This window comes from Aquincola agrisoli, from assembly GCF_036621135.1.
GTDB classification, from domain to species: domain Bacteria; phylum Pseudomonadota; class Gammaproteobacteria; order Burkholderiales; family Burkholderiaceae_C; genus Aquincola; species Aquincola agrisoli.
Map to the genome: position 1 here is coordinate 116,280 of NZ_JAZIBG010000017.1, position 11,767 is coordinate 128,046.

Annotated in this window: 9 protein-coding genes; all 9 read left to right on the forward strand. The window is 70.3% G+C overall.

Annotated features, from left to right (window positions below; translation table 11 throughout):
* Positions 1–180 precede the first annotated feature (180 nt).
* From V4F39_RS05220 to V4F39_RS05260, 9 genes are read left to right on the forward strand one after another with little or no spacing between them, the layout of a single operon-like run.
* Positions 181–1,452, forward strand: a complete 1,272-nt coding sequence (locus V4F39_RS05220) for an MFS transporter (protein WP_332288249.1) — start codon at positions 181–183, stop codon at positions 1,450–1,452.
* Positions 1,453–1,472: 20 nt separating this feature from the next.
* Positions 1,473–2,909 carry an MFS transporter gene (locus V4F39_RS05225; protein WP_332288250.1) on the forward strand — a complete coding sequence of 479 codons (1,437 nt, stop codon included), beginning with the start codon at positions 1,473–1,475 and terminating at the stop codon, positions 2,907–2,909.
* Positions 2,910–2,921: 12 nt separating this feature from the next.
* Positions 2,922–6,758: a nitrate reductase subunit alpha gene (locus tag V4F39_RS05230; RefSeq protein ID WP_332288251.1), complete on the forward strand. Its 3,837-nt coding sequence runs from the start codon at positions 2,922–2,924 to the stop codon at positions 6,756–6,758.
* A 20-nt stretch (positions 6,759–6,778) separates the two neighbouring features.
* Positions 6,779–7,141, forward strand: coding sequence for a cupin domain-containing protein (locus V4F39_RS05235; RefSeq protein ID WP_332288252.1), 363 nt, complete (start codon positions 6,779–6,781; stop codon positions 7,139–7,141).
* Entirely contained in the window at positions 7,138–8,661 is a 1,524-nt protein-coding gene (narH, locus tag V4F39_RS05240; RefSeq protein WP_332288253.1) for a nitrate reductase subunit beta, read from the forward strand. The genes V4F39_RS05235 and narH overlap by 4 nt, the downstream gene beginning before the upstream one ends.
* 11 nt (positions 8,662–8,672) lie before the next feature.
* Complete coding sequence (narJ, locus tag V4F39_RS05245; RefSeq protein WP_332288254.1) at positions 8,673–9,368, forward strand: nitrate reductase molybdenum cofactor assembly chaperone; 696 nt, start codon at positions 8,673–8,675, stop codon at positions 9,366–9,368.
* 17 nt (positions 9,369–9,385) lie between these two features.
* On the forward strand, positions 9,386–10,132 hold the full coding sequence (gene narI, locus V4F39_RS05250) for a respiratory nitrate reductase subunit gamma (protein ID WP_332288255.1): 747 nt from the start codon (positions 9,386–9,388) through the stop codon (positions 10,130–10,132).
* Positions 10,129–10,917 carry a peptidylprolyl isomerase gene (locus tag V4F39_RS05255; protein WP_332288256.1) on the forward strand — a complete coding sequence of 263 codons (789 nt, stop codon included), beginning with the start codon at positions 10,129–10,131 and terminating at the stop codon, positions 10,915–10,917. Before narI ends, V4F39_RS05255 begins: the two co-directional genes overlap by 4 nt.
* A gap of 23 nt (positions 10,918–10,940) precedes the next feature.
* Positions 10,941–11,636: a carbonic anhydrase gene (locus V4F39_RS05260; protein WP_332288257.1), complete on the forward strand. Its 696-nt coding sequence runs from the start codon at positions 10,941–10,943 to the stop codon at positions 11,634–11,636.
* The last annotated feature ends 131 nt before the right edge of the window (positions 11,637–11,767 follow it).

The window sequence follows — 11,767 nt, forward strand, 5'->3', positions numbered from 1 at the left end:
GCTCGCTCTCGCCGCCAGGCACCGCCGAAGGTGCTTGACGCACATCAAGCGCACGCCGCTCCCTGCGGCTCCTAGTTCTTCCGGACGATGGCCGTCCCGCCTGCCATCGTCACTCTGCCGCCGCCGGATGCGCCGCGCGGCGGATGGTGCGACGGGGCACGCCGGCGGACAGTGCGGCGCATGGATGCCGCCGCCGCCCCCGTCCCCCGCCAGGCCTGGCGTGTGCTGGCTGTCAGCACGCTGGCCTTCACCGTCTGCTTCATGGTGTGGATGATGTTCGGCGTCATCGGCATCCCGCTGAAGCAGCAGCTCGGCCTCAACGCGACCGAGTTCGGCCTGCTGACCGCGATGCCGGTGCTCACCGGCTCGCTGGTGCGCGTGCCGCTCGGCATCTGGACCGACCGCTACGGCGGCCGCATCGTGATGGCGCTGCTGATGGCCGCCACCGTGCCGGCGATCTGGGCGATGGCCTATGCGACGCAGTACTGGCACTTCCTCGTGATCGGCCTCTTCGTCGGCCTGGCCGGCGGCTCGTTCTCGGTCGGCACGCCCTACGTCGCCCGCTGGTTCCCGAAGGCGCGGCAAGGCACGGCCATGGGCGTGTACGGCGCCGGCAACTCGGGATCGGCCGTCAACAAGTTCATCGCGCCGGCGCTGCTGGTGGCCGGCGGCTGGGCGTTGGTGCCGCAGGTCTACGCGGCCGTGATGGCGGGCACCGTCGTGCTGTTCTGGCTCTTCAGCGCCGACGACCCGGCGCACCGCGTCCCCGGCACCGTGCGCTTCACCGACCAGTTGAAGGCGCTGAAGGACCCGCGCGTGCTGCGCTACTGCCAGTACTACTCCATCGTCTTCGGCGGCTACGTCGCGCTGGCACTGTGGATGGTGCAGTACTACGTCGGCGAGTACGGGCTCGACATCCGCGTCGCCGCGCTGCTGGCCGCCTGCTTCTCGCTGCCCGGGGGCGTGCTGCGTGCGATCGGCGGCGTGCTGTCCGACAGGTACGGCGCCCACAAGGTCACCTGGTGGGTGATGTGGGTCAGCTGGATCTGCCTCTTCCTGCTCAGCTACCCGCAGACCGACTTCCGCATCGCCACCGTCGACGGCGTGAAGACCTTCCACCTCGGCCTCGGCGTCGTCTCGTTCACCGCGCTGATGGCGGTGCTGGGCGTGGCCTTCGCGTTCGGCAAGGCCAGCGTCTTCAAGTACGTCAGCGACGACTACCCGCACAACATCGGCACGATCAGCGGCATCGTCGGCCTGGCCGGCGGGCTGGGCGGCTTCGTGCTGCCCATCCTCTTCGGCGCGCTGGTCGACCTCACGGGCGTGCGCTCCAGCGCCTTCATGCTGCTCTACGGCGTGGTGTGGGTCTCGCTGATCTGGATGTACTGGACCGAGGTGCGCCGCACCGAGGTGATGGGCCCGCGCGCCACCGCGGCCACCCCTGCTGCCTGAACCCCCGAAAGGCACCGCCCATGGACACCCCCCCGCTCGCCGCGCCGCGCCGCGGCCGCACGCTGACGATCTGGACACCGGAGGACAAGGCCTTCTGGGCCCAGGAAGGCGAGGCCATCGCCAAGCTCAACCTGTGGATCTCGGTGCCCGCGCTCTTCCTCGCCTTCGCCGTCTGGCAGGTGTGGAGCGTGGTCGCGGTCAGCCTGCCCGGCCTCGGCTTCGCGTACTCGACCAACCAGCTCTTCTGGCTGGCCGCCGCGCCGGCGCTCAGCGGCGCCACGCTGCGCATCTTCTATTCCTTCATGGTGCCGCTGGTCGGCGGCCGGCGCTGGACGGCGATCTCCACCGCGACGCTGCTGATCCCCGCGATCGGCATCGGCATCGCGGTGCAGGACCCGTCGACGCCCTACCCGACGATGCTGGTGCTGGCGCTGCTGTGCGGCCTGGGCGGCGGCAACTTCAGCTCCAGCATGGCCAACATCAGCTACTTCTTCCCGAAGGACCGCAAGGGCTCGGCGCTGGGTGTCAACGCCGGCCTGGGCAACCTCGGCGTCTCGGTGGTGCAGTTCCTGAGCCCGATCGTCGTCACGGTCGGGGTGCTGGGTGTCTTCGGCGGCGAACCGCAGACGATCGTCAAGGCCGGCCAGAGCACGCAGGTGTGGATGCAGAACGCCGCGTTCATCTGGGTGCCGTGGATCGCGCTGGTCTCGGTCGTCGCGTGGTTCGCGATGAACGACGTCGCCGACGCCAAGGCCTCGGTCGCGGCACAGGCCGCGATCTTCGTGCAGCCGCACAACTGGATCATGTGCCTGCTCTACCTCGGCACCTTCGGCTCCTTCATCGGCTTCGCGGCGGGCTTTCCGCTGCTGATCAAGAGCCAGTTCCCGGCCGTGAACCCGTTGGCCTACGCCTGGCTCGGCCCGCTGGTCGGCGCGGTGGTCCGGCCTTTCGGCGGCTGGCTGTCCGACAAGGTCGGCGGCGGCGTGGTCACGATGTGGAACTTCCTCGTGATGGCGCTGGCGGTGCTGGGCGTCCTGTACTTCCTGCCCAAGGGCGCCGGCGCGCTGGCCCTGCCCTTCGGCCCCGCGGCCGGCAGCTTCACGGGCTTCTTCCTGATGTTCCTGCTGCTGTTCGTCACCACCGGCATCGGCAACGGCTCGACCTTCCGGATGATCCCGGTGATCTTCAACCAGCTCGCGCTGCGCGGTGCCGCGAAGGACGACGCCGCCCAGGCCGCCGCGCTGAAGGAAGGCAACGTGCGCGGCGCCGCCGCGGTCGGCTTCGCCGGCGCCTTCGGTGCCTACGGCGGCTTCTTCATCCCGAAGAGCTACGGCAGCTCGATCGCCGCCACCGGCGGGCCCGAGGCGGCCCTGTGGATCTTCTGCGCCTTCTACCTCGCCTGCGTCGCCATCGCGTGGTGGTGCTACGCGCGCCGCGATGCGGCCATGCCCTGCTGAGAGAACCCCGACATGAGCCATTTCCTCGACCGACTGACGCATTTCCGGCTGCCGAAGGAATCCTTCGCCGACGGCCACGGCCGTACCACCGGCGAAGACCGCACCTGGGAGGACGCCTACCGCAGCCGCTGGTCGCACGACAAGATCGTGCGCTCGACCCACGGCGTCAACTGCACGGGCTCCTGCTCGTGGAAGATCTATGTCAAGGGCGGCATCGTCACCTGGGAGACGCAGCAGACCGACTACCCGCGCACCCGCTGGGACATGCCCAACCACGAGCCGCGCGGCTGTGCGCGCGGCGCGAGCTACAGCTGGTATCTCTACAGCGCCAACCGCGTGAAGTACCCGATGGTGCGCGGCCGGCTGCTCGAGCGCTGGCGCGCGGCGTTGAAGGCCGCGAAATCGCCCGTCGAGGCCTGGGCGTCGATCGTGCAGGACGACGCCGCGCGGCGCGACTACCAGGGCGTGCGCGGCATGGGCGGCTTCGTGCGGTCGAGCTGGGACGAGGTCAACCAGCTCGTCGCCGCGGCCAACGTCTACACGATCAAGCGGCACGGGCCCGACCGCATCGTCGGCTTCTCGCCGATCCCGGCGATGAGCATGGTCAGCTACGCCGCGGGCAGCCGCTACCTGAGCCTGCTCGGCGGCGTGTGCATGAGCTTCTACGACTGGTACTGCGACCTGCCGCCGGCCAGCCCGCAGGTCTGGGGCGAGCAGACCGACGTGCCCGAATCGGCCGACTGGTACAACGCGAACTACATCATCGCCTGGGGCTCCAACGTGCCGCAGACGCGCACCCCGGACGCGCACTTCTTCACCGAGGTCCGCTACAAGGGCGCGAAGACGGTGGCGGTGACGCCCGACTACAGCGAGGTCGCCAAGCTCGCCGACCTGTGGCTGCACCCCCAGCAGGGCACCGACGCCGCGCTCGCGATGGCGATGGGCCATGTCGTGCTGAAGGAGTTCTACTTCGAGCGGCGGTCCGCCTACTTCGACGACTACGCACGCCGCTACACCGACCTGCCGATGCTGGTGAAGCTGAAGGCGCACACGCTGCCGGACGGCAGCGTCGTCCAGGTGCCCGACCGCTACCTGCGCGCGAGCGACTTCAACGGCAGGCTCGGGCAGCAGAACAACCCCGAGTGGAAGACGGTCGCCTTCGACACCAGCGGCCGCGCGGTGCTGCCGCACGGCTCGATCGGCTTCCGCTGGGGCGCCGAAGGCCGCGACGACGCCGGCCGCTGGAACCTGGAGGCCAAGGAGGCCCGCCACGGCGCCGAGGTGACACTCAAGCTCTCGGTGCTGGAAGACGGCGAACAGGCGACCGAGGCCGTCGACGTGGGCTTCCCGTACTTCGGCGGCATCGCGACGCCGAACTTCACCGCCAATCCGCAGCAGCAGGGCGACGTGACCCGCGCCAAGGTGCCGGCGGTGCGCCTGCGCCTGGGCAAGGAGGGCGACTACCACGAGGCCTGGGTCGCCACCGTCTTCGACCTGCAGGCCGCGCATTACGGCATCGACCGCGGCCTGGGGAATTCTGGAACGACCGGCTCTGCCGGTCGGGGCGCCGCCAGCTACGACGACAACGCCCCCTACACACCCGCCTGGGCCGAGCGCATCACGGGCGTGCCGCGGCAGCAGATCGTCACCGTCGCGCGCGAGTTCGCCGACAACGCCGACAAGACCCGCGGCAAGTCGATGGTGATCATCGGCGCGGCGATGAACCACTGGTACCACTGCGACATGAACTACCGCGGCGTCATCAACCTCCTGATGATGTGCGGCTGCATCGGCCAGAGCGGCGGCGGCTGGGCGCACTACGTCGGGCAGGAGAAGCTGCGGCCGCAGACGGGCTGGACGGCGCTGGCCTTCGCGCTCGACTGGGCGCGCCCGCCGCGCCAGCAGAACTCGACCAGCTTCTTCTACGCCCACACCGACCAGTGGCGCTACGAGAAGCTGGGGCTCGGCGAGATCGTCAGCCCGCTGGCCGACCGCGCGCAGTACGGCGGCAGCATGATCGACTACAACGTGCGTGCCGAACGCATGGGCTGGCTGCCGAGCGCGCCGCAGCTCAAGACCAATCCGCTGCTGATCGCCGCGCAGGCCGGCAACGCCGGCCTCGCGCCGCGCGACTACGTCGCCAAGGGCCTGCAGGACGGCTCGCTGCAGATGAGCTGCGAGGACCCGGACGCGCCCGAGAACTGGCCGCGCAACCTCTTCGTCTGGCGCAGCAACCTGCTGGGCTCCAGCGGCAAGGGCCACGAGTACTTCTGCAAGCACCTGCTGGGCACCGAGCACGGCGTGCAGGGCAAGGACCTGGGCAGCGACGACTCGAAGCCGGAGGAAGTCGTCTGGCACGCCGAGGCCCCCCAGGGCAAGCTCGACCTGCTGGTCACGCTCGACTTCCGCATGAGCACGACCTGCCTGTACTCCGACGTCGTGCTGCCCACCGCCAGCTGGTACGAGAAGAACGATCTCAACACCAGCGACATGCATCCGTTCATCCACCCGCTGTCGGCCGCGGTCGATCCGGTCTGGGAATCGCGCTCCGACTGGGAGATCTACAAGGGCTTCGCGAAGGCCTTCAGCGAGGTCTGCGTCGGGCACCTCGGCGTCGAGCGCGACACCGTGCTGACGCCGCTGATGCACGACACGCCGGCCGAGCTGGCCCAGCCGGACGGCGTGGCCGAGTGGAAGAAGGGCGAGTGCGACCTGGTCCCTGGCAAGACCGCGCCGCAGGTCACGGTGGTCGAGCGCGACTACCCGAACCTGTACGGCCGCTTCACCGCGCTCGGCCCGCTGATGGACACGCTCGGCAACGGCGGCAAGGGCATCGGCTGGAAAACCGGCACCGAGGTCGAGCAGCTGGGCCAGTTGAACGGCGTGGTGCAGGAGCCCGGCCCGACGCAGGGTCGGCCGCGCATCGTCAGCGACATCGACGCCTGCGAGGTCATCCTGCAGCTGGCGCCGGAGACCAACGGCCACGTCGCGGTGAAGGCCTGGGAGGCGCTGGAGAAGGCCACCGGCCGCGAGCACAGGCACCTCGCGCTCTACCGCGAGGACGAGAAGATCCGCTACCGCGACATCCAGGCCCAGCCGCGCAAGATCATCAGCTCCCCGACCTGGAGCGGCATCGAGAGCGAGACGGTCAGCTACAACGCCGGCTATACCAACGTGCACGAGCTGATCCCCTGGCGCACGCTCACCGGCCGCCAGCAGTTCTACCAGGACCACCCCTGGATGATCGCGTTCGGCGAGGGCTTCTCCAGCTACCGGCCGCCGGTCGACATGAAGGCCACGGCCGGCATGCAGGGCATCCGGCCCAACGGGCACCCGGAGATCCAGCTCAACTTCATCACCCCGCACCAGAAGTGGGGCATCCACAGCACCTACACCGACAACCTGCTGATGCTGACGCTGAACCGCGGCGGCCCGGTGGCGTGGATCAGCGAGGACGACGCGCGGCGCGCCGGCATCGAGGACAACGACTGGATGGAGATGTTCAACCTGAACGGCGCGGTGGCCGTGCGCGCGGTGGTGAGCCAGCGCGTCAAGCCCGGCATGGTGATGATGTACCACGCGCAGGAAAAGATCATCAACACGCCCGGCAGCGAGATCACCGGCGTGCGCGGCGGCATCCACAACTCGGTGACGCGCATCGTGCTGAAGCCCACGCACATGATCGGCGGCTACGCGCAGTACAGCTACGGCTTCAACTACTACGGGACCATCGGCACCAACCGCGACGAGTTTGTCGTCGTGCGCAAGATGGCGAAGGTGGATTGGCTGGATACGCCCCGCGCAGACCACCTGGCGCAGGCCTTCCAGTCGCAGGGCGAGAACCCCTGAGGCACGCAAGGAACACCACGATGGCCCTGCCCCACGCCGCCGCCGGGGAGATCGTCCCGGCCGCACCGCTCGGCGCCGCGCTGGCCGAAGCGCGCTCGCACACGCTGGTGCAGGCCGACGGCCTGCAGATCTTCAGGCTGGTGCTGCGCGCTGGCCAGTCGCTGGCCATGCACCAGGTGCCCGGGCGCCTGGTGATCCAGTGCCTCGACGGCGCCTTCGAGTTCGAGACCATGGGCCGCCGCCTGCCGATGCAGCCCGGCGACCTGTGCCACATCGCACCGCACGCGCCGCATGCGGTGCACGCGCAGCAGCCGGCCTCCGCGCTGGTCTTCCTGTTCGGCCCCGCGACCCACCACCCCCACCCCACGGAGGACACCCCATGAAGGTCCGCGCACAGATCGGCATGGTCCTGAACCTGGACAAATGCATCGGCTGCCACACCTGCAGCGTGACCTGCAAGAACGTCTGGACGAGCCGCCCCGGCGTGGAATACGCCTGGTTCAACAACGTCGAGACCAAGCCCGGCATCGGCTATCCCAAGGAGTGGGAGAACCAGGACCGCTGGAACGGCGGCTGGACGCGCAAGGCCGATGGCGCCATCGTGCCGCGCCAGGGCGGCAAGTGGCAGCTGCTGATGAAGATCTTCGCCAACCCCAACCTGCCGGAGATCGACGACTACTACGAGCCCTTCACGTTCGACTACGAGCACCTGCACAGCGCCAAGGAGATGAAGGCGGCGCCCACCGCACGCCCGCGCAGCCTGATCACCGGGCAGCGCATGGAGAAGATCGAGTGGGGCCCGAACTGGGAGGAGATCCTCGGCGGCGAGTTCAGCAAGCGCAGCAGGGACGTCAACTTCGACGAGGTGCAGAAGGACATCTACGGCCAGTTCGAGAACACCTTCATGATGTACCTGCCGCGGCTGTGCGAGCACTGCCTGAACCCGGCCTGCGTCGCGAGCTGCCCCAGCGGCAGCATCTACAAGCGCGAGGAAGACGGCATCGTGCTGATCGACCAGGACAAGTGCCGCGGCTGGCGCATGTGCGTCTCGGGCTGCCCCTACAAGAAGATCTACTACAACTGGAAGAGCGGCAAGGCCGAGAAGTGCATCTTCTGCTACCCGCGCATCGAGGCGGGCCAGCCCACCGTGTGCTCGGAGACCTGCGTCGGCCGCATCCGCTACCTCGGCGTGCTGCTCTACGACGCCGACCGCATCGAGCAGGCCGCGAGCGTCGAGAAGGACAGCGAGCTCTACCAGGCTCAGCTCGACATCTTCCTCGACCCGAACGATGCGGCCGTGATCGAGCAGGCCCGGCGCGACGGCATCCCCGAGGCCTGGCTCGCGGCCGCGCGCACGAGCCCGGTCTACAAGATGGCGGTGGACTGGAAGGTCGCCCTGCCGCTGCACCCGGAGTACCGCACGCTGCCGATGGTCTGGTACGTGCCGCCGCTGTCGCCCATCACCGCGGCCGCGAACGCCGGACACGTCGGCGCCAACGGCGAGCTGCCCGACGTGAACCAGCTGCGCATCCCCGTCAAGTACCTGGCGAACCTGCTGACGGCCGGCGACACGCGGCCCGTGGTGCGCGCGCTCGAGCGCCTGCTCGCGATGCGGGCCTACCAGCGCGGCAAGCACGTCGACGGCGTCCCGAACGACGCCGCGATCCGCCAGGTCGGCATGACGGCCGCCGAGGTCGAGACGATGTACCAGGTGATGGCCATCGCGAACTACGAGGACCGCTTCGTGATCCCGACCACGCACCGCGAGTACGCCGAGAACGCGTTCAACGTGCGTGGCGGCTGCGGCTTCAGCTTCGGCAACGGCTGCAGCGAAGGCGTCACCGAGACCAGCCTCTTCGGCAGCGAGAAGAAGCGGACCATCCCGATCAAGGCGAGCCTGTGAGGAGCGGCGCGATGACGACCACGCAAGACATCACCTTCACGCTGCGCGCGCTGGCCCACCTGCTGCGCTACCCCGACGCCGCGATGCGCGCCCGCCTGCCGGACGTGCATGCCGCGCTGCGCGCCGAGGGTGCGGCCGGCGCCGCGCGCCGCGCCGAGCTCGACGCGCTGATGGACCGGCTGCTCGCGGAGGGCCTCGACGCCGAGGCCGCCTACGTCGATCTCTTCGACCGCGGCCGCGGCACCGCGCTGCACCTGTTCGAGCATGTGCACGGCGATTCGCGCGACCGCGGGCCGGCGATGGTCGACCTGGTGCGGACCTACGAGCAGGCCGGCCTGCTGCTCGACCCGGCCGAGCTGCCGGACCACCTGACGGTGCTGCTGGAGTACGCCTCGACGCAGCCGGCACGCGAGGCGCGCGCCTTCGTCGGCGAGTTCGCGCACATCCTGCGCTCGATCGCCGCGGCCCTGCAGCGCCGCGGCAGCGACTACGCCGCGGTGCTGGCGGCCCTGCTCGAGCTGGCCGGCGAACCGGCCGCCGAGGGTGACGCCGGGGCCTGCGCCGACGACGAGCCGCTCGACACGAGCTGGGAGGAGCCCGCCGCGTTCGGCGGCTGCAGCACCCAGGGCCAGGCCGTGCCGGCCGGCCCCGGCCAACCGCAACCCGTCCACCTCGTGCGCCGCACGCCGCCAGCGGCAGCCCGCTGACCTTCGAGGAGCCTGCCATGCCGCTCGCACAGCACATCCACAACTTCCTCTTCAACGTCTACCCCTACGTCTGCCTCGCGGTGTTCCTGATGGGCAGCCTGGCCCGCTTCGACCGCGACCAGTACACCTGGAAGAGCGACTCGTCGCAGATGCTGCGCGCGCGCCAGCTGCGCTGGGGCAGCAACCTGTTCCACATCGGGATCCTGTTCCTGCTGGTCGGCCACACGATCGGCCTGCTGACGCCGCACGCGCTGTACGGCTGGCTGATCAGCGCGCCGCAGAAGCAGCTGCTCGCGATCGTCAGCGGCGGCGTCGCCGGCCTCGTGTGCTTCATCGGGCTGACGATCCTGCTGCACCGGCGCATCACCGACCCGCGCATCCGCCTCACCAGCCACCGCACCGACCTGGCGATCCTCGTGATCCTGTGGGTGCAGCTGGTGCTGGGGCTGGTGACGCTGCCCTTCTCGTGGGGCCACCGCGCCGACGCGAGCGCGATGCTGATCCTCGCCGACTGGGCGCAGGGCATCGTGACCTTCCAGCCGGACGCGGCACCGCTGCAGTCGATCGACTGGCCGTTCAAGGTCCACATGGTGCTGGGCATGACGATCTTCCTGCTGTTCCCGTTCAGCCGGCTGGTGCACGTGTGGAGCGGGCTGGCCTCGATCGCCTACCTGTTCCGGCCCTACCAGCTGGTGCGCGCGCGCCGGCTGAACCTGCCGCCCGCGGCGCAGCAGCCGCGTGCCCACCAGGGAGAAGGTGCATGAGCCATCCCGCCCCCGGCCGCCCGCACGTCAACGGCGTGCCGCTCGTCGACGACGGCGAGCCCGTCGACACCGCCGCGCTGCGCCAGCGCGCCTGCACCGAGCTGCTGCGCCAGGCCGCGATCGAGGCCGGCCTGCTGGCGGCCGACGACCCGCCACCGCGGGCCGGCGCGACCAGCGAGGCGGCCGGCGCCGCGATCGAGCGCCTGCTCGACGAGGCGCTGCAGCTGCCCGAGCCTTCGGACGCCGCGTGCCGCCGCCACCATGCGGCCCATGCCGCGCGTTACGCGGTCGGCGAGCGGGTGCACGCGCGCCACGTGCTCTTTGCCGTGACACCGGGCGTCGACGTCAACGCCCTGCGCCGGCGGGCCGAGGCCTGCCTGCTCGACGTGCGCAACACCACGCCCGAGGAACGCACGGCCGGCGACCACTTCGCCGCAGCGGCGGCCGCCAGTTCCAACTGCCCGAGCGGCGCGCAGGGCGGCGCGCTCGGCTGGCTCGCCGCCGAGGACTGCGCGCCCGAATTCGCCCGCGAGCTGTTCGGCCAGCCCGAGGTCGGCGTGCTGCCGCGCCTGGTGCACAGCCGCTTCGGGCTGCACGTGGTGGAGGTGCTTGAACGCCGGCCGGGCACGGTGCCGGCCTTCGAGCAGGTGCGGGGCGCGGTGGCACAGTCTCTGCGCCAGCAGAGCTTCGCGACCGCACTGTCGCAGTACCTGCGGCTGCTGGCAGGCCGCGCGCGCCTGGCCGGCGTCGACCTCGACGGCAGCGCCACGCCGCTCGTGCAGTAAGTAGCCGCCCGGCCGACGGCACCATGCCCGACGACGACCTGCTGCAGCGCCTGCGCCGTTTCCACGACGACGCCTTCCCGCTGCACGAGGCGCACTTCCGCGCGCTGGTCGACGAAGGCCAGCACCCGGCGACGCTGTTCATCGGCTGCAGCGATTCACGCGTCGTGCCCTACCTGCTGACCGGCGCCGGGCCGGGCGAGCTGTTCCTGGTGCGCAACGTCGCCGCGTTCGTGCCGCCCTACGACGGCATGGTGGACAGCCCCCCGGACGCCGGGCCGGCCCAGCGCTGGGTGGGCTACCACGGCACGTCCGCCGCGATCGAGTTCGCGGTGCTGAACCTGCAGGTCCGGCGCATCATCGTCTGTGGCCACAGCCACTGCGGCGGCATCCGTGCGTTGTATGGCGGCGTGCCGCCCGCCGCGCGCAACCTCGCGGCCTGGCTCGAACTGGGCCGCGAGGCCGCGCTGCCGGTCGCCGAGCCCGGCCCCGAGGCGCTGCGCCGCACCGAGCAGCGCGCCGTCGTGCTGCAGCTCGAACGGTTGATGGACTACCCGATGGTGCGCGAGCGCGTCGAGGCCGGCCTCCTGACCTTGCATGGCTGGCACTACGTGATCGAGGACGGCATGGTCCATGTGTTCGACGTCGCGAGCGGCCGCTTCATCGCCGCCGGCGAGGCCGGGCACGCGGGCACGGGCCCCTACCTGCCGCCCCCGCCTTGATCCAGATCACATCCCGCCGCCCCGGCCCGCCCCACAATCGGCCGGCCTTCCCTCCGGGCGCCGAAGTGAAACCACGCACCTCCTCCGCAGCGCATCGCACGGCCCTCTCCGACGGCTCGGCCCCGCCGCAC

Coding starts and splice junctions, on each gene's coding strand:
- V4F39_RS05220 (WP_332288249.1), top strand. CDS start 181: ATGGATGCCGCCGCCGCCCCCGTCCCCCGCCAGGCCTGGCGTGTGCTG.
- V4F39_RS05225 (WP_332288250.1), top strand. CDS start 1,473: ATGGACACCCCCCCGCTCGCCGCGCCGCGCCGCGGCCGCACGCTGACG.
- V4F39_RS05230 (WP_332288251.1), top strand. CDS start 2,922: ATGAGCCATTTCCTCGACCGACTGACGCATTTCCGGCTGCCGAAGGAA.
- V4F39_RS05235 (WP_332288252.1), top strand. CDS start 6,779: ATGGCCCTGCCCCACGCCGCCGCCGGGGAGATCGTCCCGGCCGCACCG.
- narH (WP_332288253.1), top strand. CDS start 7,138: ATGAAGGTCCGCGCACAGATCGGCATGGTCCTGAACCTGGACAAATGC.
- narJ (WP_332288254.1), top strand. CDS start 8,673: ATGACGACCACGCAAGACATCACCTTCACGCTGCGCGCGCTGGCCCAC.
- narI (WP_332288255.1), top strand. CDS start 9,386: ATGCCGCTCGCACAGCACATCCACAACTTCCTCTTCAACGTCTACCCC.
- V4F39_RS05255 (WP_332288256.1), top strand. CDS start 10,129: ATGAGCCATCCCGCCCCCGGCCGCCCGCACGTCAACGGCGTGCCGCTC.
- V4F39_RS05260 (WP_332288257.1), top strand. CDS start 10,941: ATGCCCGACGACGACCTGCTGCAGCGCCTGCGCCGTTTCCACGACGAC.